Origin of the sequence: Staphylococcus sp. Y174-1 (assembly GCF_049897865.1) — a bacterium.
Taxonomy (GTDB): Bacteria; Bacillota; Bacilli; order Staphylococcales; family Staphylococcaceae; genus Staphylococcus; species Staphylococcus saprophyticus.
In genome coordinates this window covers 858,178-881,144 of sequence record NZ_JAFCXB010000001.1, presented here as the reverse complement: position 1 = coordinate 881,144, position 22,967 = coordinate 858,178, and the positions used below count along the sequence as shown (strand labels likewise).

Sequence of the window (22,967 nt, the reverse complement as noted above, 5' to 3'; positions counted from 1 at the left end):
TTAAATGAAGACATAACAAAAGATGAAATTAAAATTATTGAAGCCAATAGAGTATATTGTGATAAATAAAGAAATCTAAAAACGATATACGCGTGACGTCATATTAAATAGTGTGAAATTATTTTCCTTTGATATAAAGTCATTGTAAATATTTTATATTAATTATAACTTGAAATATATAAATTGTGAAAATGATTACTTATGAAATACGTTGCACGGAATATTTTATAAGTGTATAATGATAAAAAATATATCATTTTACATAATGGTACTACAAGGGGGATACATTATGTTAGAGGGGTTACTTACTTGGTTTTATGATATTGTTTGGAGCAAACCGTTAGTTTATGGGTTACTGATTACAGGTGTACTTTTTTCATTAATGATGCGCTTTTTCCAAGTTAGGCATTTTAAAGAAATGATCAGATTAATGTTTCAAGGGGAAAAATCACCTACGGGGATATCGAGTTTCCAAGCCATTGCACTGTCACTCGCTGGCCGTGTCGGTACTGGTAACATAGTGGGTGTATCAACTGCAATCTTTATTGGTGGACCAGGTGCTGTATTTTGGATGTGGGCAACGGCTTTCTTAGGGGCAAGTAGTGCATTTATAGAATCAACACTAGGTCAAATATATAAGCGAGAAGAAAAGGGACAATACCGTGGTGGACCAGCATTCTATATTGAATATGGGATTAAGGGCAAATTAGGAAAAGTCTATGGCTTAATTTTTGCTATTGTCACAGTCATTTCTGTAGGACTCCTATTACCAGGTGTTCAGTCTAATGCGATTGCCAGCTCTATGAAAAATGCATTTAGATTGGAACCATGGATTATTGCAATATTTTTAGCGGTGCTTTTAGCCTTAATTATTTTTGGAGGTATTAAATGGATAGCGAATGCAGCAACCGCTATTGTTCCATTTATGGCAATTGCATATATTATAATGGCTGTTATCATTATATTCTTGAATATTGAACAAGTTCCAGGATTGATTGCACTTATTTTCAAATCTGCTTTTGGTATGCAAGCGGCTTTTGGTGGTATCTTAGGTGCCATGATTGAAATCGGTGTTAAACGTGGATTGTATTCTAATGAGGCTGGACAAGGAACTGGACCACATGCAGCTTCAGCAGCAGAGGTGTCACACCCAGCTAAGCAAGGGTTAGTTCAAGCGTTTTCTGTCTATGTAGATACATTGTTTGTATGTTCGGCAACGGCTTTAATTATATTACTTTCAGGTACATATAATGTGACAGATGGAGAGACAACCTCAAGTGGTAAACCGAGTATGATTAAAGATAATGGCATTTTTGTAGAAATGTCAAATGGTGATAAAGATTATTCGGGTACAGCGATGTATGCACAAGCTGGTATTGATAAGGCCTTTCAAGGTGGTAGTTATCATTTTGATCCTGCATTTTCAGGCATTGGCTCATACTTTATTGCATTTGCGTTATTCTTCTTTGCATTTACAACGATATTAGCGTATTACTATATTGCAGAAACCAATATTACTTATTTGACTCGGAAGGGAACAGGAAGGACAACATTCTTCTGGATTAATGTCACGAGAGTCGTATTAATTGCTGCCACAGTATATGGTGCAGTGAAGACGGCGGATATCGCTTGGATGATGGGTGATTTGGGAGTTGGTATGATGGCTTGGTTGAATATCATAGCTATTTGGATATTGCACAAACCAGCTATTCAAGCATTGAAAGATTATGAATTACAGAAAAAACAACTAGGTTCTGGTAAAAAAGCAATTTACAAACCAGACCCCAAAAAAGTACCAAATGCCGTCTTTTGGCTAAAAGACTATCCACAACGGTTGGCCAAACAGAAAACAGATGAGTCATAGAGGTATTTACACCACAAATAATAAGATTTCAACATTTTAAAATAATGCGTCTCTTGGTACAATGTCATTAAGACTACGAGGGGGCGCATTATTTATGTATGATTTTAAACCAGGATGTATCACTAAAATTAATTTTCCTAGTAAAATATTAGATAGAGATGTCACACTATCTATTTATTTACCAAAAGATTTTACCGAATTATTTAAATATAAAATCGTATTTTGTTTTGATGGTGCTGATTTTTTCAGTTTTGGTAGAATTCATCGAACTTATGAGCAGTTACGAGAGGCCAATGAGGTAGAAAGAGCTATATTTGTTGGATTTCACTATGAAGATGTTGATAAACGGCGCGCAGAATTTCATCCACAGGGTGCACGTACACATTTAACTGTAAAAGCAATGGCCAATGAAATATTGCCATATATTGATCAAACATTTCCTACATTTAAAGTAGGTAACGCACGCATTTTATTAGGTGATAGTTTAGGGGGGAGTGCTGCGTTAATTACGGCGTTATCTTATCCGCGTATCTTCAGTCAAGTTGGTTTATTAAGTCCACAACATGATGAAGCGATTGAAATGTTAATTGAACGTTGTCAGTTTAAAGAACAATTATCCATTTGGCATGCTGTAGGATTAGAGGAAGAAGACTTTAAATTGCCAACAACAGGCAAATCTGCAGACTTTTTAACACCTAATCGAAAACTAAATCAAGTCATTGAAAAAAATGATTTCACATACCATTATTTAGAATTTGAAGGTGGCCATATGTGGAAGTCATGGAAACCATTATTAGGAGATCTGTTAAAATATTTTTTATCAGATAATATTTCTTTTTAATAATCTGAACTAAGATGACTTTAGAGTAACGAATTTTTCAGAAATTTGCTATAATGAAAATATGTTAAACAAAGGAGGAATTTAAATGATTTTAGGATTAGCATTAATTCCGTCAAAAGCATTTCAAGATGAAGTGAACGCATATCGTAAGCGTTATGATGCACATTATGCGACAATTATGCCGCACATTACGATTAAGGGGCAATTTAAAATAAACGATGGTGATTTAGAATCTGTTAAAGAGACAATTAAATCTAAAATCGAAGGCATTCCAACGATTGATATACATGCGACAAAAGCATCAAATTTTGCGCCAATCACTAATGTTATTTATTTTAAAGTTGAAAAAACTGAAACTTTAGAAAGACTATTTAATCAATTTAACAATGGTGATTTTTATGGTGTAGCAGATCATACATTCGTGCCTCACTTTACTATTGCTCAAGGCTTGACTAGTCAAGAATTTGAAGATATTTATGGTCAATTAAAGTTAGCGGGAATTGATTACAAAGAAACAATTGAGCAGCTTTCACTTGTTTATTATGATGAAAAAGAAGAAAAATGGAAAGTACTTGAGAACTATAACTTAGCTTAAGATTAAACTATAAAATATGAGTCATAACATACGATAAAAACTTGGAATGAATAAAAGCGCCACTCGCAATACTAGAAATAAATTTTCTAATATGCGAGTGGCGCTTTTTTATATTATTTAGTTAAGAAGTTTTAGTTTTATTGTTCACTTTTACAAAATAAATACCATAAAAGATGGCTAAGAATAAGAATACAAGTGCTGAGAAATAAAAAGTATTGTTAACTGATTTGGTGAATTCAGTAATGAGTCCACCTACAAGGGGACCGATCATTGAACCGAAACCTTGTACACTATTGAATACCCCCCAAGTTTCTTCTTGTTCATCTGAATGGATATGACTTGCCATAAACGTATTCCACGCTGGCAGTAAAATACCGTACATAAGACCTATAAATACTGCTAGCACCCAAACGATTGTAATATTTGTAATAAGTGAAAGTGCAAATATCATCAGCGTGTATAAGACAAAGCCACCAAAAATAACCCAGTACATAAATAAGGTGCCATGTTTATCTATTATTTTAGATAAGAAGAGCATTGAAATAGCACAACCGATACCGCCGAACACAATTGCCATAGTATATTCTAATGTGGAGACACCAACAACTTTAGTAGCGTATGTAGGTAATATGGGTACCAATGCAGTGATTGAAGCACCTTGTAATAATATACCAGGGAATAATATCATGTGACGTTTAGTCACATCGACAATTTGCCCTAATTGTTGTTTGACTGGGCGTGTATTGTAATTCGTCAATCTTATTTTCACGAAGTAGTATAATATCCAAGCGATTAATACAACGAGTGACATTAAAAATGCAAATTGAGTTGGATGGAATTTAAAAATGATATTCATACCAACCATACCGACTAGCAGGCCTAACAGCCAAGAGAAATATACATATCCCATTTGCTTACCACGATTATTCTCATCTACACTTGCTAACATAATCACCCAAATTGGACTCACAGCGATACCAAGTAAAATGGCACTGGCTATTAAAACAAAGGGCGATGTAGGGAACCAAATGACTAAAAATAAACTTGCAAAGGCAAGTAAGAAACCTAGTGTTAGCACTAATTTAGTACCTAAACGCTTAAGTAAAAAGCCAATCACAAAATTGGTAGTTGCATCAGCAATAAAATGTATAGAAATAGCGATAGATGTAATACCTACCGCGATAGATGTTGCTGTTGGAAGTAGCGCTAAATAACTGAGTATGTACATTCCGCGAGCGAATTCCATTAAGAATAAGATGATGAGCATGATTATGAAATTTTTATTTGAGTTGTAATTATTTAACGAAGAGCTTTGCATATAAAGGAACCTTTCCATATACTTCTTCATAATGAGATGAATGATTAAGTAAGTTTAATAAATCTTTACATAATTTATAAGTTGAATATGGAATTCTTGACGCGTCCATAGATTCTGACATCGAAGCTAATTTGGTCGGTGCATTCGTTAGAGCAGCGACTTGCTCAATAGCAGCTTCAGGTGTATTGGCAATACGACCATAGCCTTTTTCTTCAAAGTAAACTGCGTTCTCAAGTTCTTGACCTGGCGCAGGATCTAAGAAAATCATAGGGATTTGACGCGTTAATGCTTCTGAGATCGTGATGCCACCTGGTTTAGTAATCATCAATTGACTCGAAGCCATCCATTCATTCATATGTTTGGTATAACCTAAAATCAAGACGTTGTTATAATCTTTAAATTGCGATGTTAATGAACGTTTTAAATCTTTATTTTTACCACATATCATGACAACTTGTGCATGCGGACTGCGATTTAAAATTTCTTGAATCATTTGACCAAAACCTTTAGAAACACCAAAAGCACCCGCAGACATTAGAATTGTCGGTTTGTCAGGGTCTAAGTGATTTTGACTTAGCCATGCCGTTTTATCAATGTCTGTTTCGAATTTATCAGATATAGGAATACCTGTAACCTTCAATTTATCTTTAGGAATGCCAATACTTGCAAACTCATCTTTCAGTTCCTCTGTAGCAAGATAGTATCGTTGAGAGAAAGGTGTAATCCAATTCTTTTGCATACGATAGTCAGTCATGACAGTAGCGATTGGTATATTCATATCAAATTGCTCAGTTAATACAGACATGACTGGTGTAGGAAATGTGAGTAAGATAAGGTCTGGCTTTTCTTTCAAAAGTAAATTCATTAATTTATTTAATCCGTAATATTTATAGAAACATTTATCTAATTGATCTGGTTGGCTATAATAAAAAGCTTTATACATATTTCTAAAGTATTTAAAGCTGTTAATGTACCATTTTTTACAAATAGAAGTGAGGATAGGGTGTGCTTCTAAAAATAAATCGTGTTCGATAACTGTTAAATTGTCTAGATTCATTTCTTTGAATTGGTTCACTACACTCTGAGTAACTTGTAAATGCCCATTACCAAAAGATCCAGTAATTATCAGTATTTTTTTATTTTGAGTAACCATTAAAAGCCACCCTCCAATAGATTATATTTAGCTCATGTTAAGTTTAACGTATTTTTTTAACGTGTGAAAGAAAAAACACAATTAATAATGATTATATCATTTTACAATCAGATAAGAAATGCTACATACTGTATTGGAAATTAATACATATTAAAATAAGATTGTTGTATATCTATACCATACCACTATTAATCTAGAAGTAAGCTTGCAAAATGGTAATTTAAGCAAATATATAGAAAATATTAACAATTATATAACATGGGGTTAATATTTAACAGATTTTAAATGTATAAAATAGCTATATACAATAGGAAGAAATTATTAGCATCTCATCTTTAGATTCTATAAAATAAGTTGAAAATGTGTATAATAGAACTATTGGAAATAAAGGAGCGATAAATGTTGGATGCAAATGTGTTGTTTGAAAAAATAAGAGTGAAACAAGTTATCGGCACACTAGAAAAAAATATAACAGATATAACGACCGATTCACGTACGGCACAACATGGCAGTGTGTTTGTTGCCTCAAAAGGTTATACAGTGGATAGTCATAAATTCTGCCAAGATGTCGTTAATCAAGGATGCCAAGTGATTATCGTTAGCCATCAGCAAGAAATAACAGGCGATGTAACTCAAGTTATCGTACCTGATACTTTGCGTGTGGCTAGTTTATTGGCAAATACATTGTACAATTACCCTAGTAAACAATTGATAACTTATGGTGTAACTGGAACAAATGGTAAAACGTCAATTGCAACAATGATACACCACATATATAGAAAGTTAGGTAAAGGAAGTGCTTATTTAGGTACGAACGGCTTTCAAATTAATGAGGATAAATCAAAAGGTGCTAATACGACGCCTGAAACAGTCTCACTGACTAAAAAAATAAATGAAGCAGTAGAAAAAAATGCAGAAGCCATGACTTTGGAAGTGTCAAGTCATGGATTATCATTAGGTAGATTACGAGGCGTTGATTTTGACGTAGCAATCTTTTCAAACTTAACACAAGATCATTTGGACTTTCATGGTACTATGGAAGCCTATGGACATGCCAAATCATTATTATTTAGTCAATTAGGAGAAGACTTATCACAAGAAAAGTTTGTAGTATTGAATAAGGATGACGCTTTTTCAGAATATCTTGCCTCTGTTACACCATTTGAAGTATTTACATATGGAGTGACAAATGATGCACAATTTACAGCACATCATATCAATGAATCATTACAAGGTGTGCAGTTTACCTTTAAAACCCCTGAAGGTGAGTTTCAAGTGAAATCACCTTACGTTGGTTTATTCAATGTCTCTAATATTATGGCAGCAATGATTGCTGTGTGGAGTAAAGGTATTGCGTTAAATGATATCGTTGATGCGGTAGAAAATCTAGAACCAGTTGAAGGACGATTGGAAGTACTTGATCCGTCATTACCTATAGATTTGATTATAGATTATGCACACACGGCTGATGGTATGGATAAACTGATAGATGCGGTTAAACCATTTGCTAAACAAAAATTGATATTCTTATGTGGTATGGCTGGAGAACGAGATTTAACGAAGACGCCAGAAATGGGCCGGGTCGCTTGTCGTGCAGACTATGTTATTTTTACACCTGATAATCCAGCTAATGATGACCCTAAGACACTAACTCAAGAATTAGCAAAAGGTGCTACACATGATAATTATATTGAATTTGAAGACAGAGCTGAAGGTATTCGTCATGCAATCAATATAGCGGAACCAGGAGATACTGTCGTATTAGCTTCTAAAGGGCGTGAGCCTTATCAAATTATGCCTGGACATGTCAAAGTGCCACATCGCGATGATTTAATTGGTCTTGAAGCGGCTTATGATAAATTCGGTGGTGGTCCAATTGAAGATTAAAAATTTACATTTTAATGAAATAGCTGGTCATGTGTATATTTATGAAAACAAAGTGAATCAATGTATGTTAATCGCAATTCCTGATATGCTTTGGTCATTAGAAATCGATTCATCTTTAAATGAAGATGATATGAACGAGGAACTTGTGATACACTTGTTTACGTTACTTGATGAGTCAACAGCTTCACAAATTGCTGATGACATCGTTAAATGGATATTTGAAAGTTAAAGGAGAGTATAAATGAGTATAAAGGAAGAAGTAGAATCAAGAAAAACCTTTGCGATTATATCTCACCCAGATGCTGGGAAGACTACATTAACAGAAAAGTTATTACTATTCGGTGGTGCGATAAGAGAAGCAGGTACGGTTAAAGGTAAAAAAAGTGGCAAATTTGCGACGAGTGACTGGATGAAAGTTGAGCAGGAGAGAGGGATTTCTGTTACAAGTTCAGTGATGCAATTTGATTATGACCACTATAAAATCAACATTTTAGATACGCCAGGACATGAAGACTTCTCAGAGGACACATATAGAACACTGATGGCAGTTGATAGTGCTGTAATGGTGATTGACTGTGCTAAAGGTATCGAACCTCAAACATTGAAACTATTCAAAGTATGTAAAATGAGAGGTATACCTATTTTCACATTTATTAACAAATTAGATAGAGTCGGTAAAGAACCTTTTGAATTATTAGATGAAATAGAATCTACATTAGAAATCGAAACATACCCAATGAATTGGCCAGTAGGTATGGGGCAAAATTTCTTTGGTATTATCGATCGTGAATCTCACACAATAGAGCCTTTTAGAGATGAAGAAAATGTACTGCATTTAAATGATGATTATGAGTTGGAAGAAGACCATGCAATGAAAAACGATAGTGCATTTACTCAAGCAATCGAAGAGTTAATGCTTGTCGAAGAAGCGGGCGAAACGTTTGATAATGAAGCATTATTAAGCGGTGATTTGACACCTGTATTTTTCGGATCTGCACTAGCGAATTTTGGTGTTCAAAATTTCTTGAATGCTTATGTTGATCATGCGCCAATGCCGAATGCTCGTCAAACTAATGAAGATATAGAAGTTAGTCCATTTGATCTTGATTTTTCAGGATTTATCTTTAAAATTCAAGCTAATATGGATCCTAAACATAGAGATAGAATTGCATTTATGCGAGTTGTAAGTGGTGCTTTTGAACGTGGTATGGATGTAACCCTTCAACGTACACATAAAAAACAAAAGATAACACGTTCAACTTCGTTTATGGCAGATGATAAAGAAACCGTTAATCATGCTGTTGCAGGCGATATTATTGGACTTTATGACACAGGAAATTACCAAATTGGTGACACGCTCGTAGGTGGTAATCAGAAATTCAGTTTCCAAGAACTACCGCAATTTACACCGGAATTGTTTATGAAAGTTTCTGCAAAAAATGTTATGAAGCAAAAACATTTTCATAAAGGTATTGAACAGCTTGTTCAAGAAGGTGCTATTCAATATTATAAAGCATTGCATACAAATCAAATTATTATTGGTGCAGTTGGACAATTACAATTTGAAGTATTCGAACATCGTTTGAAAAATGAATATAATGTTGACGTAGTGATGGAACCGGTGGGTCAGAAAATTGCACGTTGGATTGAAAACGAAGAAGACATAAAAGATAAAATGAGTACATCACGTTCAATCTTAGTAAAAGATATATACGATAACTATGTATTCTTGTTTGAAAATGAATTTGCTACAAGATGGTTTGAAGAGAAGTTCCCAGAAATTAAATTATATGGATTGTTATAAATTTTATTTTTGTGTATAATAACTATATTAATAGAATACCTATGACTCAGTTGTCAGAGGGGAGTAACTTAACTTTAGTTGAAAATATATGAGTTTCGCATACAATCGTTTATATATGGAAAGTAATGCAACTTGTTTATCTTTTAACTTAGTCATTTTATCGTCATTACGAAGTATCAAACTTCCGGTAAAGTGGGCAGAATAAAACTGTCGAGTGAGACCTTTGCTAATAGTGAATATGGATTGCCAGTTGGTTCTTAACATCATTATAAATGATGAAGACAAGTGCAAGTTACGTAAACACTAGCTTAGCTTAGGTCTCTATTTTTATTCTTAAAAAATTAAAGGAGTTGTCCTATATGGATCCAAGTTTGATCTTACCTTATCTATGGGTACTATTAGTGCTCGTATTTTTAGAAGGTTTACTCGCTGCAGATAATGCAGTTGTAATGGCTGTTATGGTGAAACATTTACCACCAGAGCAACGTAAAAAAGCACTGTTTTATGGTTTGCTTGGTGCATTTGCATTTCGTTTTATTTCTTTATTCTTAATCAGTATCATAGCGCATTTCTGGTGGATACAAGCACTAGGTGCGATATATCTACTTTATATGTCAATACGGAACTTGATAACCTTCTTTAAAGAGAAAGATCAGCAAGAGCATGATGGTACCGACGATCATCATTTTGATGATGATGGAGAAGAAATTCATGCCAGTGCTAAATCATTCTGGGGTACAGTATTGAAAGTTGAATTTGCAGATATTGCTTTTGCAATAGACTCAATGCTTGCAGCACTTGCAATAGCAGTTACGTTACCAGCGGTTGGTATACACTTTGGTGGTATGGACTTAGGTCAATTTGCTGTGATGTTCTTAGGCGGTATGATAGGTGTTATCATTATGCGTTTTGCAGCAACATGGTTTGTCAACTTATTAAACAAATATCCAGGTTTAGAAGGCGCGGCATTTGCCATTGTTGGTTGGGTTGGTATTAAACTTGTTGTTATGGTGTTAGCACACCCAGACATTTTAATTTTACCTGAACACTTCCCACACAGTATTTTATGGCAATCTATCTTCTGGACAGTTATGATATTATTAGTTCTAATTGGTTGGTTGACGTCAGTTCGTCAAAATAAAAAAGAAGAGAAAAAATAATCATTTATTATTAGACTGGAAAGCCATTGTGCTTTTCAGTTTTTTGTTTGCAGAAAATAGTTTATTTTAAATAATGATTGTTTAAGTAAATTTAAAAATATCTGCTTAAATTATTTAAAGAGAAAATGAGATAAAGTTAGAAATTTGTATAAAAAGTGCTTATAATCAAAGCTAAGGTATAAATGATAAAATATTTGAAAATATAATAGCTAAATAGTAAATTTGGCGATTTATGCAATACATTTACACACTCAATCAAAATAGAATTCAGTATGAATATTTGTGTGTACTAGTAAAATAAATCGGAAAAATCCTTAATGATATGTCATAATGGATAGTATAAAAAATATGTAGTTTAGGGGGGCGTTTTTGTGGCGAATGATAAAAAACATGTGATCCCAAGAGAGAAATATGGTCGTAAAAGACGAGAATATTTTCACAATGAAGAACGGGAACAACGTGTCCAAATGGAACGTAAAGCTAGAAAACAACGGGCTGAAAAAGCGGAAAAATTAGCAAAGAATAACGAAGAACGTGTTAAAGAAAATTTAAGAAAAGCACGCATAGAAAAACTAACACAAGAAGAAATTCAGCAGCAACAAGCAATGGCTGCGAAACGAAATAGCAGTAATTCAGAAAGTGAATTTGAACCATCTGAAGATAACGCTCTGAATCATGTATCTAAGCAACAACCAGAAGAAGTTTCGCCTACATCGGATATAGCCAAAGATGATGTTGAAGTGGCATCAACGACAAATGAAACAAATGGTTATTTAAAAACCAACGAAACATCAAATGATTCAGATATAGATGTAAATGCGTCTACTAACAAAGACCGTTTACATGATGATCATTTTTATTCTGAAGAAGCGCAACAGTCAAGGGTTAATCAGTATATTGAAGAAGATAACTCAGATAAGGTTCATAACAATATTGCCAGAAATCATAAGTCTGGACAGACAGATGATAAATCTGACCAACACAGACATAGTGACCAACCAACTTTAATAGATAAAGTTAAGTATTTCTTCAAAGAACACTGGGCGAAAGTACTAATTGTATTGGCAGTTATTTTGTTAATTGTCTTAATTAATGCCATCTTTAATAATGTAGATCATAATGGAAACACGAAGGATAATATATTCCAAAGCAACGATAATGCTAATAAAGAAAAAACATATACAGATACAATGAAAAGTGCGAATAGTGCCATTCATTCCATCGTAACAGTCGAAAATGATACAAGTAATAATAGTTCATCTGCGGAGAAAGAGACACAAGAAGCAGGAAAAGAAAATGAATTAGGATCAGGTGTCGTCTACAAAAAAGTGGGCGACTCTATTTTTATCATGACGAATGCACATGTTGTAGGTGATAAAAAGGAACAAAAAATTACATACGGTAATAATGATACATCTATTGGTAAGGTCATTGGAACGGACAAATTTTCTGATATTGCAGTAGTTAAAACCAAAATAAAATCAGGTAGTGATGTTAAATCAATTAAAATGGGTGATTCCAGTACATTAGTCCTCGGTGAGCCTATTATTGTCGTAGGGAACCCACTAGGTGTTGACTTTAAAGGTAGTGTTTCAGAAGGTATTGTGTCTGGTTTAAATCGTCATGTGCCAGTTGATATCGATAAAGATAATCAATATGATGTGCTCATGAGCGCTTTTCAAATGGATGCACCTGTTAATCCTGGTAATTCAGGTGGTGGTGTTATTGATAAAAATGGTAAATTGATTGGTATAGCTTCTTTAAAAATTGATATGGATCATGTTGAAGGAATTGCATTTGCAATCCCAGTCAATGACGCTGAATCTATTGCCAAACAACTTGAAGCAAAAGGCGAAGTTAAATATCCTAATACTGGCATAAAAATCGCGAATGTTAAAGATATGGATGAAGCTACGCATCAATCCCTTAACTTACCTGAAGAGGTTAATAAAGGTGTTATCATTGGAGATGTAAAAGATAATAGTTTAGGTGAAAAATCTGGGTTGCAAAAAAATGATGTAATAGTAGAATTAGATGGTAAAGAAGTTGAAGATAATCTAAGATATAGACAGATTATTTTTAGTCATAAAGATGATTTAGATACATTGCCAGCAAAAATATATAGAGATGGTAAAGAGCAAGATATCAAGATTAAATTGAAGTAGCGTTGGGGTGAGTACGCGTTGTCCATTTTCAATCAATTATTTAAAAAATCAAGTCCTCAACAAGGTATTGTGATGTATTATATAGTCGCGATTATCGTGGCATTCTTACTGTTGAACTTACCTTATGTTCATAAAGCAGGTGTCTCTGTAGACCCAATCGATTCATTGTTTGTTGCTGTTTCAGGTGTGAGTGTTACAGGGTTATCACCAGTTAATATTGTAGAAACATATACGACGTTTGGACAAATTATCATCATGATCATCCTAAACATTGGCGGTATTGGTGTAATGGCAATTGGAACAATGTTGTGGGTAGTACTTGGTAAACATATTGGTATGCGTGAAAGACAGTTAATTATGTTGGATAATAATAAAGATACAATGAGTGGTACAGTTAAATTAATTCTCGATATCGTGCGTACCATTTTAATAATCGAAGTGGTTGGTGCAGCATTATTAACGTTCTATTTTTATCGAGATAACCCTGATTTGCAGTATGCTATCATGCAAGGGTTATTTGTTGCAGTATCAGCAACGACGAATGGTGGTTTAGATATTACCGGTCAATCCTTGATTCCATATGCTAATGATTATTTTGTGCAAACCATTGTAATGTTTTTAATTATATTAGGTTCGATTGGCTTCCCTGTGTTAATTGAAGTGAAGGCATATATTAAAAATAGAATCCCTAATTTTAGATTTTCATTATTTGCTAAAATAACAACAGTAACGTATTTAGTACTATTTGTATTTGGTGTCATTATCATTTTACTATTTGAATATAACCATGCATTCCAAAATATGTCTTGGCACAAATCGTTATTCTATGCTTTGTTCCAATCTGCAACGACGAGAAGTGCTGGATTACAGACAATTGATGTAAGTCATTTTGGTGAAGGTACGAACGTGATTATGAGCATCTTGATGTTTATTGGGTCATCACCAAGCTCGGTCGGTGGTGGTATTAGAACAACAACATTTGCAATTTTAATCTTATTTTTATTAAACTTTAATAATAATAGCGAGAAATTGTCAATTAAAGTATTTAATCGTGAGATACATACAACAGATGTTCAACGATCATTTGCAGTGTTCACAATGGCAGGTATTTTAACTTTTGCAGCGACGATTTTTATATTAGTTGTTGAGAATGGTAAAATTTCATTTCTTCAAGGCTTTTTTGAGGTGATGTCTGCGTTCGGAACGTGTGGGTTATCATTAGGTGTCACTGGCGATTTTAATGATATGTCGAAAGTTACACTTATGATATTAATGTTTATCGGACGTGTAGGTTTAATTAGCTTTATTATAATGATTGGTGGACGTAGAGAACCAGATAAATTCCATTATCCAAAAGAACGTGTGCAAATTGGATAATGTGATGAGCATAGAATCCTAAAAAAACACTTAGTTGAACGACAAATTCAATTAAGTGTTTTTTAATTATCTATTTTTAATATTAGTTATAAATAATGAAGATAAGATATTAGTATCGACGTAATTTAAAAACATGTTAAACTGTGATTAACGAGGAGAGAGGCATATGAAAAAAAGTGAAAAGATTGCAATTGATGTTATTGCTACTTCAGATATGCATAGTTATTTTCTAAATGGAGATAATGGTTCTAATATCTATCGAGCTGGTACGTATGTTAAATCGAAAAGAGAAGAAAATGAACATGTCATTTTACTAGATAGTGGCGGGAGTTTAGCGGGTTCTCTGGCTGCGTTTTACTACGCTGTGGTAGCGCCATATAAACGCCATCCAATGATAAAATTAATGAACGCCATGCAATATGATGCAAGTGGCATTAGTCCTAATGAATTCAAATTTGGATTATCCTTCTTTTCTAGAGCAGTTTCATTATCGAGATTTCCATGGCTTTCTGCCAATATTGAATATAAGAAAACACGTGAGCCTTATTTTTCAACGCCTTATACAATTAAAGAAATAGAAGGTGTTAAAATTGCAATCGTTGGATTAACTTCGGACGGTTTAATGGAGAGAGAGCATTTTGAAATGGAGAATGATGTACAAATTGAAAAAACCTTGCTGTCTTCTAAGCGATGGATTCGATTTATTCACGAAACAGAGATGCCAGAATTTCTAATTGTCATTTATCATGGGGGATTAGATCAGCTTAATAAGTCATCAAATGAACGTGAGCAAAATGTGAATGAAGCAGAAAAACTAATGCAAACCTTAGGTGTCATCGATTTGCTTATTACTGGTCATCAGCATCAAACATTTATTGGAAAAGATGAAAAAACTTTATATGTTCAAGCTGGCCAAAATGCAGAACAGTTAATCCACGTGAAAATCAATTTTAAAAAGCGAACGAATTCATTCGAATTAGAAAATGTAGAATCAAAAATCGTTGATTTAAATGAATATAAAGAAGATGAAGCGTTATTAGATTTAACTTATTATGATCGAAAAACAGTTGAACATTGGGGAAAAGAAATTTTAACAAATAAAGATATAGATGCACATATTGATGGGTTAGATGACGTGATTACCAAACCTCATGCATTTACCCAACTATTACATGATAGTATACGTCGCAAATTTGATTATGATATTTCCTGTGTCCATTTGCCTACAAGCGGCGAAACTGGATTATCTGGACAAATTACTAATGAGGCATTATATAATGCATATCCTCATCCAGATGTACCAATTGATTTAACTTTGAAAGGTCAACAAATAAAAGATATTTTAGAATATTGTTATGCACATATTGAATTTAGTGGAGGTTCGTTAAGCTTAACTATTGTGGATGAAACACTCTGTACATTTTGGCAAGGTGTGGACTATACAATTGATATGAATGCATTGCCATTTGAAAGGGTTCAATTAAATAATATAACATTAGATCATATGTATCGCGTAAGTATGACAGATTATTGCTACAGAAATTATAAACAATATTTAGAGCAAGCAGTTATTCATGAAACAGGTGAAATTACGATGGTTGAATTGATTTCACGAAATTTGAAAGATGACCAATATAAAATAAAACAAAAACAGACATTTGAAGTTTTAATATAAGCACGTCTAGTATATAAGTAACTTTGACTAAAAATAAACGTCAATTTCTATTGAGATAATATAGAAATTGACGTTTTCTTTACTTTTTGCAAAATTATACGAAAGTATCTTTATTTAGAATATTAAATTAAAGATTATATGATGTTGTAACATCCTGACTCTCGGGCGCATTGTATAAATATCGTTTTGTATCGCTAACTTTCAATAGCTTGAATGAATCTCCAAAAGTGCAAAATGTTAATAACGAAAGGGGAGTGGGACAGAAATCAAATTTTTTAATAGAGATTTCGTAGTCCCACCTATGCAATCAAGGCAAGGATGACTAGGATTGAAATGTTTATCTGAGCTAAAGCCCATGCATAAGTCTCCTAGAATTTTATGCAGAATACATAAGCTTTGGCTTATGCATAAGAACTACTGATTTTCATAAATTGAAAAAGTAGTTCTTTAAATCAGTGAGACTTTACATTTTCAATTCAGTCATCTGCTGCCTAAATGAAAAGGAGTCTGAGACAACTATTTATGTCTCAGACTCCTTTTCATTTGAGAAGGGTATTGAAGTCCCAACGTTTATTAATAATCGTATAGGTTTATACGTTGAATATTAATAAGATAACAACTGCTACAATTTGAGCTACAACAGTTGTTGCTATTCTGCGTGTATAGAAATAACTTAATGAAAGTGCCATTTGTACAATAAATACAAAGAAAACAATCCATAAGTTGTCAAGATAGTAAAATAATGAAGCAGAACATAATGCTGTAATTATAATACTTAACCAACTTGGGATATTTAATTTGATTAATTCTTTTTGTAAAACAGTTCTCATGTAAAGCTCATGACAAGGTATAACAAAGACTAATGTTACTAACATTTGCCATTTATAATAGACACCCGTACGTGTGAGTTCTTTGATTAATTCAGCATATTTTATATCAGAAGCAATTGCTGCGATAATAAGTTGAATAATAATCAATACAATACCAGTAATAATGCCCACACCTAGTGATGTGAGTAAACGTTTAGATTCAATATCTCTCTGATAAAAGATATAACTGATACCAGCAATTAGCATAATGCCCGTATAAAGATACCAATATTCTTGTTTCTCGCCCCACATTACCAAAAGAATAATGTGGAATACTATGAAACTTACGACAAACCAAATTAGTGCCTTAGAAATTCTATTCATTTTAACTATCCTTCTTGTTCGACGATTGTGTATCGTTTGTGATTAATGACAGTTTTTTCTGGCAAGTCTAGTTCTTCGAAGTTCTCCATAATTGTTAAATCAACAATTACTGAGTTGTCATTAATTTTTTCAACTCGACCTTTTAAGCCGTCATAAAATTCTACGATATTTCCCACTTCTGCAACAGTCATTTTTAGTCCTCCCTAGAAATGCTAACTAGATAGTATTATACAAAAAATCGGCAGACAAATAAACAAAAAACCATTAAATTGCATGATGTAAAACAATTTTCAATTTTTAGCAAAATATCAAAGTGAATGATTGGCAATTTTTGTGAAAATATAGCATAAATAGGGTAAGGGCATATATTTATGGAAAAGGAGTGCAGTAGATGAAGTTTATTAGTAACAACGACATTACAGATCCAACATTAAATTTGGCAATGGAAGAATATGTTTTAAAAAATATGCCAAAAGATGATAGTTATTTTTTGTTTTATGTAAATAGACCTTCGATTATTATTGGGAAAAATCAAAATACAATTGAAGAAGTGAATCAACCATATATAGACGAACACGGCATTGATGTCGTTAGACGTATATCTGGTGGAGGAGCAGTATACCATGACACAGGCAATTTAAACTTTAGTTTTGTAACTGATGATGATGGTAACAGTTTCCATAATTTCAAAAAATTCACAGAGCCGATTGTTGAGGCATTACAATCATTAGGCGTTGATGCTGACATGAGTGGTAGAAATGACATTCAAGTAGGTAGTGCAAAAATATCAGGTAATGCTATGGTCAAAGTAAAGGATCGTATGTTTAGTCATGGCACATTAATGCTAAATAGTGAATTGAATGAAGTCCAAAATGCATTGAAAGTTAATCCAGCAAAGATTAAATCGAAAGGTATCAAATCAGTAAGAAGCAGAGTAGCCAATATTTCTGAGTTTTTAGATGAACCTTTAGATATTGATCGATTTAAGGAAATAATTTTAAAAACAATTTTTGGAGAAGCTACGCAAGTAGAAGAATATATATTAACTGATGACGATTGGAAAAAAATTGAACAACTAAGTAATGAAAAATACCGTACATGGGAATGGAATTACGGTAGGAATCCAAAATATAATTTTGAAAGAGAAGAAAAATTTGAAAAAGGTTTCGTTCAAATAAAATTAGATGTAAAAAAAGGTCGGATTGAGCATGCAAAAATTTTCGGTGACTTTTTCGGTGAAGGCGACATAACTGAATTAGAAAATGCACTAGAGGGTACAATGCATGAATTCGATAGTATAGAAGAAGCACTTTCAAATTACGATATTTATCATTATTTTGGTGATATTGAACGCTACGAATTAATCAGATTAATGTCATAATAAATAACATATAAAAAGGTCTATTCTCTATCTTAATTTTAAGTAGGGAATAGACCTTATTTTAAGTAACAAAACAATAAATTAACCAACGAGAAATTCCTCCAAATTTTTGTATTCTTCAGTATAGCGTTTGAAATCATTCTCGTTTTTATTTTTTAAAGCATTATCAATGAGTTGTTCCAATTTTTGCTTACGAACGTTGCGCAATGATTCATCTATGATCAATTCAATGCCTAAATCATTAATCGTAGATACAAATGATTCTAGTGTATTGTACTTTACATGTGTATTATGTTTCATAATCAACACAGCCCCTCTATCTATATTTATATACAGTATACAAGGTTTTAATTTTTAAATCAATGAATATTCAGACTTTTCCGAAAAAAATAAGTGTAAAATGCAACTTTACAAAAAATAAATTAATGCAAAAGTATAGATACTAAAAATTAATTGTAGAAAATTTATAAAAATTATTATTATATAAGTTGATTTTAAGATGCTTGTATTATATTATTTGGTTGTCGCCATAATATATAAGGAGGTAAAAATATGATTCAACCCTATATCATTAAAAAAGGGGATATGGTTTTACAACCATGCAGTTTATCAACTGGTAAGTATGAAGGTAGTTATCTTTTAAAGTATAAGGATGACAGCAAAGTTCTAAAAGAACGTGTTCCAAAGATTATTGATCGATCGTGTAGATTTTATGGTAGTAGTTATCATTTTAAGAAAGAAGATACGATGAGAATTACTGGCATAAGCAGTAAACCCCCAATTTTATTTACTCCACTTTTTCCTACTTATTTTTTCCCAACGCACTCTGATAGAAAAGAAGAAAATACTTGGATTAATATTCATTATGTTCACCAAATCAAACCACTAAAAGAAAAGAAATGTAAAGTGACATTTGTAGATAATCAAACAATTGTAGCTAACATTTCAGCACATAGCATGCATCATCAATACCTAAATGGTATTTATTATTACTATATGATGGATAGGGCAGCAAGAGTTGCTACCTTTGATCCAGAATCTCCTATTGATTATACAAAACCTCAATTAAATATTTATGAAGCATTAGCAAAATATTCATTATTTGAAAATAAATCGTAGTAAATTTGGCGACGTAAGCATGTAAAAATGATATATGTGGAATATTATATTAATTTAGTGTAAATATTCCGCATATTTTTTTACGTTTACTACTTGAAAATTTAACGAGAGTTGATATAATAATATTTGTGCTTGATTAGAGCAACCCATTATTCCACAGTAGCTCAGTGGTAGAGCTATCGGCTGTTAACCGATCGGTCGTAGGTTCGAGTCCTACCTGTGGAGCCATTGGAAACGTACTCAAGTTGGCTGAAGAGGCGCCCCTGCTAAGGGTGTAGGTCGCGAGAGCGGCGCGAGGGTTCGAATCCCTCCGTTTCCGTAATATAAAACTTTGTTTTAAACACCGTAATCCTTTTTGGGATTGCGGTGTTTTTTTGTGCGTTTAAAGTAAGTGAATTAAGTAGTTTTTGTAATTCTATAAAATAGCTCAAATCATATTTTTGTTAATCACAAAAAAATAATGTTATATTATTAATGAATTAATGTTTATTGTATAAAAAAATAATATAATTTTAAAAGGAGATTTTAAGATGGTCAAACCTTTATATGAAACAAAAGTGATTAGCAATGGTGGAAGAGATGGTAAAGTATTTAGTGAAGATAATACATTTTATCAGGATTTAGCAGTGCCGAAAGAGATGGGTGGTAATGGCGTAACAGAATCTAATCCCGAGCAGCTATTTGCAGCAGGTTACAGTGCATGTTTTAACAATGCACTTATGCATATTTTAAAAAGCGATAGTAAAGGCACGATTGAACCAGAAGTAAGTGTGACAGCTTATTTATTACCAGACAAGAATGACGGTGGTGTTAAATTAGCTGCAGAATTAGATGTAACGTTAACTGATATGACTCAGGAAGAAGCAGAAACTTATGTTGAAAAAGCGCATAACTATTGTCCATATTCTAAGGCTTTAAAAGAATCAATCGATATTGAAATTCAAGTCAGTGTCAACTAAATTAACGAAGATAGAAAAAGCTTATAACCCTTAAAGTACAAGGCGTTATAAGCTTTTTTGATTTATACAATTTGCGATTAGCTTTATTATTTATTTTTACTTATTAAATTTCTAATTGCTTTAACAATATAACCTACAGCTAAAGCTCTGAATACACGTTGAATAATATTTTTCATCCTAAGACCTCCCAAAATACAATTGAAATGTTTTAATTTGCGTTATTTTTCTATTTACCCAATTTTAAGACAAAATATAGATGATTTTGCAAATTCATAAATTTTATAAGAGGTTAAAGTCTATTTCTCGAGGATAATCAATCCATCTTCATCAGCTTTGTTGAAAAATATTGTTAACAATCCACTAATAATCGCAATGATATAGGGGATACCAGTCCAAAAGAAAATAAGGTGAAGTATTCCTTGTAAAAGCTGATTTGAATAAAATTTGTGTATACCACACCAGCCTAAAATAAACGCAAGTACGACGTAAATGACTTTATTTACTTTCATTATTCCATATCCTTTCATAAATTATAGTTAATACGGTAATTATCTCTTATCTTTTACGATACAACAATTGAAAACAATTGATTTAAAAGAGAAAAATTAAATAGTATTAACTTCGAAATTTTAGATTTTATCATTTATAATTAAAATAAATAATTAACGAAGCTGAGGAGATTATATATGATTAGAAAAGCAAATCCAAACGATATTCAAAAAATTGCAGAATTGTGTTACATCATTTGGCAAGAACTAGAAGTTGATATGGTAAAAGGTATTGAAAAGGAACGTTTACTGAAAGTAATGGAGCAAAGTATGATTGAGGTACCTTACAGAGGTCATTATAGCAATACATGGATATATGAAATAGATGGAGAGGTAGCAGGGTGCTTAATTGCATATCCTGGCAATAAGGAATTAGAAATGGAACGTGCGTGGCTAGATATGACGTTAGACGATGATATTAGAGCATACGGGTCGCCGATGCCGATGAAAGAGGCTAATGATGATGAATGGTATATAGAGACAGTCGCAACATTTCCACAATATCGTGGAAGAGGTGTTGCCACACAGTTAGTTAAACATGTGCTAAATGCATATAAAGATGAAAAATGGAGTTTAAATTGTGATGTAACTAATGAAGGCGCATTAAGTGTGTATAAAAAGTTGGGATTTGAAGCGAATAGTAAATTTGATCTATATGGTCATATACATTATCACATGGTTTATAAAGCGAATTAAAAAAGCCGAGACATGAATATATGTCTCGACTTAATTCAGCTTATTTACAGTGGTTAACAGGGACGAAAATGTATACGTCCGAGTCATGGTAATGTGACACTAGCACGTTCTTAAATACCACCAAGTAATGCGCTAATATAAATACCTAATGCATATAGTAAACCAAAGAATGTATTGGTTTTACCTGTCGCTGCCATCGCTGGCATCATTGTTTGAGGTGTATCGTTTTTCTTGAATCTACGCACGGCTTTAATTGGCATTGGGAATGAAAGCAATGCTAATAAAAAGAAGATTGAACCACCAGGGATAAAGAAAGTGATATAAATAACAAGTACATAGGCAATAATATACATGAGACCTAAGAAGCGTACTGAATTATTTTTGCCTAATAAGATTGGTAGTGTCTTTCGACCACTTTCTTTATCTTTAACACGATCTCGAATATTGTTGGCCATATTGATAAGACCAATAGTGATTACAATTGGAATGCTTATCCAAACAACAAGGCTTTGTAAATTGCCAGTTTGAATAAAGAATGCAATTAATATAATGATCATACCCATAAACACGCCAGAAAACAGTTCGCCGAATGGTGTCCATGAGATTGGTAAAGGACCACCAGTATACAAATAACCAACTGACATACAAACTAGACCAATTGGCAGTAACCAGAATGAGCTTTGTATTGCAATGAAAATACCTAATAACGCGGCTATAATATAGAATGCAATGGCTAAATTCATTACTAATTTGGGACTCATACCATTTCGAACAATGGCGCCTCCGATACCAACTGAAGTATGATCATCTAAGCCTTTTTTGAAATCATAGTATTCGTTGAACATGTTCGTTGCAGCTTGTATTAATAGACAGGCAATTAACATAGCTAATAAGAGACTTAGTTTTAAATGATCTTCACTCCCCAGTAAGAAGAGCTTAGCTGAAGCAGTACCAACGAGTACAGGTACGACAGCAGCAGTCAATGTATGTGGTCTCATTAACTGCCAGTACTTTTTGACAGTTGAATATTGTTGATATTGAGATGACATAATGATTTACCTCGAATTCTTTAAATTTATGATATTTTTTATCTAATATATTTTAATAGAATAAGGTGTAAAGGTCAAATTACGTAAAAATTTGTAGTAACGAAATAAGCTAGAAACCATACACACATTGTGAAAAGTGGTACAATATTATAATGAGTGTAAACTGATAAATGAAAGAAGTGA

The 22,967-nt window shown here is 32.9% G+C and carries 22 protein-coding genes and 2 tRNA genes; 16 read left to right on the top strand and 8 right to left on the bottom strand.

The window, feature by feature from the left end; translation table 11 throughout:
- Nucleotides 1-289 precede the first annotated feature (289 nt).
- The 3 genes from ACP7BT_RS04385 (at nt 290) to ACP7BT_RS04375 (ending at nt 3,300) form a co-directional block, all read left to right on the top strand.
- Nucleotides 290-1,864, top strand: coding sequence for an alanine/glycine:cation symporter family protein (locus ACP7BT_RS04385; protein ID WP_069821853.1), 1,575 nt, complete (start codon nt 290-292; stop codon nt 1,862-1,864).
- Nucleotides 1,865-1,958: 94 nt separating this feature from the next.
- Nucleotides 1,959-2,705, top strand: coding sequence for an esterase family protein (locus ACP7BT_RS04380; RefSeq protein WP_069821854.1), 747 nt, complete (start codon nt 1,959-1,961; stop codon nt 2,703-2,705).
- 85 nt (nt 2,706-2,790) lie between these two features.
- Entirely contained in the window at nt 2,791-3,300 is a 510-nt protein-coding gene (locus ACP7BT_RS04375; protein ID WP_002483746.1) for a YjcG family protein, read from the top strand.
- A 121-nt stretch (nt 3,301-3,421) separates the two neighbouring features.
- Here ACP7BT_RS04375 and ltaA read toward each other — a convergent pair whose 3' ends face one another.
- Together ltaA and ACP7BT_RS04365 are read right to left on the bottom strand one after the other, a co-directional pair.
- The gene (gene ltaA, locus ACP7BT_RS04370; RefSeq protein WP_037538878.1) at nt 3,422-4,618 is read right to left on the bottom strand and encodes a lipoteichoic acid biosynthesis MFS flippase LtaA; all 1,197 of its coding nucleotides are present in this window, start codon (nt 4,616-4,618) and stop codon (nt 3,422-3,424) included.
- Nucleotides 4,596-5,771 carry a diglucosyl diacylglycerol synthase gene (locus ACP7BT_RS04365; RefSeq protein WP_037538876.1) on the bottom strand — a complete coding sequence of 392 codons (1,176 nt, stop codon included), beginning with the start codon at nt 5,769-5,771 and terminating at the stop codon, nt 4,596-4,598. The genes ltaA and ACP7BT_RS04365 overlap by 23 nt, the downstream gene beginning before the upstream one ends.
- A gap of 402 nt (nt 5,772-6,173) precedes the next feature.
- On the opposite strand from ACP7BT_RS04365, the gene ACP7BT_RS04360 reads away from it, so the two are divergent.
- The 7 genes from ACP7BT_RS04360 (at nt 6,174) to ACP7BT_RS04330 (ending at nt 15,839) form a co-directional block, all read left to right on the top strand.
- Nucleotides 6,174-7,658, top strand: a complete 1,485-nt coding sequence (locus tag ACP7BT_RS04360) for a UDP-N-acetylmuramoyl-L-alanyl-D-glutamate--L-lysine ligase (RefSeq protein ID WP_041079090.1) — start codon at nt 6,174-6,176, stop codon at nt 7,656-7,658.
- Complete coding sequence (locus ACP7BT_RS04355) at nt 7,648-7,887, top strand: YueH family protein (protein WP_041078999.1); 240 nt, start codon at nt 7,648-7,650, stop codon at nt 7,885-7,887. Before ACP7BT_RS04360 ends, ACP7BT_RS04355 begins: the two co-directional genes overlap by 11 nt.
- Nucleotides 7,888-7,899: 12 nt before the next feature.
- The gene (locus ACP7BT_RS04350; protein WP_002483741.1) at nt 7,900-9,462 is read left to right on the top strand and encodes a peptide chain release factor 3; all 1,563 of its coding nucleotides are present in this window, start codon (nt 7,900-7,902) and stop codon (nt 9,460-9,462) included.
- A 359-nt stretch (nt 9,463-9,821) separates the two neighbouring features.
- Nucleotides 9,822-10,622, top strand: a complete 801-nt coding sequence (locus ACP7BT_RS04345; protein ID WP_041079003.1) for a TerC family protein — start codon at nt 9,822-9,824, stop codon at nt 10,620-10,622.
- Between the two features lie 371 nt (nt 10,623-10,993).
- Nucleotides 10,994-12,787, top strand: a complete 1,794-nt coding sequence (locus tag ACP7BT_RS04340) for a S1C family serine protease (protein WP_041079005.1) — start codon at nt 10,994-10,996, stop codon at nt 12,785-12,787.
- Between the two features lie 18 nt (nt 12,788-12,805).
- Nucleotides 12,806-14,164 carry a TrkH family potassium uptake protein gene (locus ACP7BT_RS04335; protein WP_041079007.1) on the top strand — a complete coding sequence of 453 codons (1,359 nt, stop codon included), beginning with the start codon at nt 12,806-12,808 and terminating at the stop codon, nt 14,162-14,164.
- Between the two features lie 166 nt (nt 14,165-14,330).
- The gene (locus tag ACP7BT_RS04330) at nt 14,331-15,839 is read left to right on the top strand and encodes a bifunctional metallophosphatase/5'-nucleotidase (RefSeq protein WP_002483737.1); all 1,509 of its coding nucleotides are present in this window, start codon (nt 14,331-14,333) and stop codon (nt 15,837-15,839) included.
- 590 nt (nt 15,840-16,429) lie between these two features.
- Here the strand turns inward: ACP7BT_RS04330 and ACP7BT_RS04325 are convergent.
- Nucleotides 16,430-17,032, bottom strand: a complete 603-nt coding sequence (locus ACP7BT_RS04325; RefSeq protein ID WP_002483736.1) for a CPBP family glutamic-type intramembrane protease — start codon at nt 17,030-17,032, stop codon at nt 16,430-16,432.
- A gap of 5 nt (nt 17,033-17,037) precedes the next feature.
- On the bottom strand, nt 17,038-17,223 hold the full coding sequence (locus ACP7BT_RS04320; RefSeq protein ID WP_002483735.1) for a YkvS family protein: 186 nt from the start codon (nt 17,221-17,223) through the stop codon (nt 17,038-17,040).
- 200 nt (nt 17,224-17,423) lie between these two features.
- Between ACP7BT_RS04320 and ACP7BT_RS04315 the strand changes: the two genes are divergently transcribed.
- On the top strand, nt 17,424-18,413 hold the full coding sequence (locus ACP7BT_RS04315) for a lipoate--protein ligase (protein WP_002483734.1): 990 nt from the start codon (nt 17,424-17,426) through the stop codon (nt 18,411-18,413).
- 81 nt (nt 18,414-18,494) lie between these two features.
- Here ACP7BT_RS04315 and ACP7BT_RS04310 read toward each other — a convergent pair whose 3' ends face one another.
- Entirely contained in the window at nt 18,495-18,713 is a 219-nt protein-coding gene (locus ACP7BT_RS04310; protein WP_011303465.1) for an IDEAL domain-containing protein, read from the bottom strand.
- Between the two features lie 252 nt (nt 18,714-18,965).
- Between ACP7BT_RS04310 and ACP7BT_RS04305 the strand changes: the two genes are divergently transcribed.
- From ACP7BT_RS04305 to ACP7BT_RS04290, 4 genes are all read left to right on the top strand, one after another.
- Entirely contained in the window at nt 18,966-19,532 is a 567-nt protein-coding gene (locus tag ACP7BT_RS04305; RefSeq protein WP_041079011.1) for a competence protein ComK, read from the top strand.
- 153 nt (nt 19,533-19,685) lie between these two features.
- Nucleotides 19,686-19,760 (top strand) — tRNA-Asn (locus tag ACP7BT_RS04300).
- Nucleotides 19,761-19,762: 2 nt separating this feature from the next.
- Nucleotides 19,763-19,851: transfer RNA gene (locus tag ACP7BT_RS04295), tRNA-Ser, on the top strand.
- A gap of 211 nt (nt 19,852-20,062) precedes the next feature.
- Nucleotides 20,063-20,491, top strand: a complete 429-nt coding sequence (locus ACP7BT_RS04290; RefSeq protein ID WP_002483731.1) for an organic hydroperoxide resistance protein — start codon at nt 20,063-20,065, stop codon at nt 20,489-20,491.
- Between the two features lie 86 nt (nt 20,492-20,577).
- Here the strand turns inward: ACP7BT_RS04290 and ACP7BT_RS04285 are convergent, their stop codons facing one another.
- Both ACP7BT_RS04285 and ACP7BT_RS04280 read right to left on the bottom strand, forming a co-directional pair.
- Nucleotides 20,578-20,667 carry an SAR1012 family small protein gene (locus ACP7BT_RS04285; RefSeq protein ID WP_011303463.1) on the bottom strand — a complete coding sequence of 30 codons (90 nt, stop codon included), beginning with the start codon at nt 20,665-20,667 and terminating at the stop codon, nt 20,578-20,580.
- Nucleotides 20,668-20,787: 120 nt separating this feature from the next.
- Nucleotides 20,788-21,000: a TM2 domain-containing protein gene (locus ACP7BT_RS04280; protein WP_011303462.1), complete on the bottom strand. Its 213-nt coding sequence runs from the start codon at nt 20,998-21,000 to the stop codon at nt 20,788-20,790.
- Between the two features lie 177 nt (nt 21,001-21,177).
- On the opposite strand from ACP7BT_RS04280, the gene ACP7BT_RS04275 reads away from it, so the two are divergent.
- Nucleotides 21,178-21,735 carry a GNAT family N-acetyltransferase gene (locus ACP7BT_RS04275; protein WP_002483730.1) on the top strand — a complete coding sequence of 186 codons (558 nt, stop codon included), beginning with the start codon at nt 21,178-21,180 and terminating at the stop codon, nt 21,733-21,735.
- Between the two features lie 110 nt (nt 21,736-21,845).
- Here ACP7BT_RS04275 and ACP7BT_RS04270 read toward each other — a convergent pair whose 3' ends face one another.
- Complete coding sequence (locus tag ACP7BT_RS04270) at nt 21,846-22,784, bottom strand: 1,4-dihydroxy-2-naphthoate polyprenyltransferase (protein ID WP_041079016.1); 939 nt, start codon at nt 22,782-22,784, stop codon at nt 21,846-21,848.
- Nucleotides 22,785-22,967 lie beyond the last annotated feature (183 nt).

What these genes read in the sequence shown, in the direction of transcription:
- ACP7BT_RS04385 (WP_069821853.1), top strand. Translation starts at nt 290, where the DNA reads ATGTTAGAGGGGTTACTTACTTGGTTTTATGATATTGTTTGGAGCAAA.
- ACP7BT_RS04380 (WP_069821854.1), top strand. Translation starts at nt 1,959, where the DNA reads ATGTATGATTTTAAACCAGGATGTATCACTAAAATTAATTTTCCTAGT.
- ACP7BT_RS04375 (WP_002483746.1), top strand. Translation starts at nt 2,791, where the DNA reads ATGATTTTAGGATTAGCATTAATTCCGTCAAAAGCATTTCAAGATGAA.
- ltaA (WP_037538878.1), bottom strand. Translation starts at nt 4,618, where the DNA reads ATGCAAAGCTCTTCGTTAAATAATTACAACTCAAATAAAAATTTCATA.
- ACP7BT_RS04365 (WP_037538876.1), bottom strand. Translation starts at nt 5,771, where the DNA reads ATGGTTACTCAAAATAAAAAAATACTGATAATTACTGGATCTTTTGGT.
- ACP7BT_RS04350 (WP_002483741.1), top strand. Translation starts at nt 7,900, where the DNA reads ATGAGTATAAAGGAAGAAGTAGAATCAAGAAAAACCTTTGCGATTATA.
- ACP7BT_RS04345 (WP_041079003.1), top strand. Translation starts at nt 9,822, where the DNA reads ATGGATCCAAGTTTGATCTTACCTTATCTATGGGTACTATTAGTGCTC.
- ACP7BT_RS04330 (WP_002483737.1), top strand. Translation starts at nt 14,331, where the DNA reads ATGAAAAAAAGTGAAAAGATTGCAATTGATGTTATTGCTACTTCAGAT.
- ACP7BT_RS04325 (WP_002483736.1), bottom strand. Translation starts at nt 17,032, where the DNA reads ATGAATAGAATTTCTAAGGCACTAATTTGGTTTGTCGTAAGTTTCATA.
- ACP7BT_RS04320 (WP_002483735.1), bottom strand. Translation starts at nt 17,223, where the DNA reads ATGACTGTTGCAGAAGTGGGAAATATCGTAGAATTTTATGACGGCTTA.
- ACP7BT_RS04315 (WP_002483734.1), top strand. Translation starts at nt 17,424, where the DNA reads ATGAAGTTTATTAGTAACAACGACATTACAGATCCAACATTAAATTTG.
- ACP7BT_RS04310 (WP_011303465.1), bottom strand. Translation starts at nt 18,713, where the DNA reads ATGAAACATAATACACATGTAAAGTACAATACACTAGAATCATTTGTA.
- ACP7BT_RS04305 (WP_041079011.1), top strand. Translation starts at nt 18,966, where the DNA reads ATGATTCAACCCTATATCATTAAAAAAGGGGATATGGTTTTACAACCA.
- ACP7BT_RS04290 (WP_002483731.1), top strand. Translation starts at nt 20,063, where the DNA reads ATGGTCAAACCTTTATATGAAACAAAAGTGATTAGCAATGGTGGAAGA.
- ACP7BT_RS04285 (WP_011303463.1), bottom strand. Translation starts at nt 20,667, where the DNA reads ATGAAAAATATTATTCAACGTGTATTCAGAGCTTTAGCTGTAGGTTAT.
- ACP7BT_RS04280 (WP_011303462.1), bottom strand. Translation starts at nt 21,000, where the DNA reads ATGAAAGTAAATAAAGTCATTTACGTCGTACTTGCGTTTATTTTAGGC.
- ACP7BT_RS04275 (WP_002483730.1), top strand. Translation starts at nt 21,178, where the DNA reads ATGATTAGAAAAGCAAATCCAAACGATATTCAAAAAATTGCAGAATTG.
- ACP7BT_RS04270 (WP_041079016.1), bottom strand. Translation starts at nt 22,784, where the DNA reads ATGTCATCTCAATATCAACAATATTCAACTGTCAAAAAGTACTGGCAG.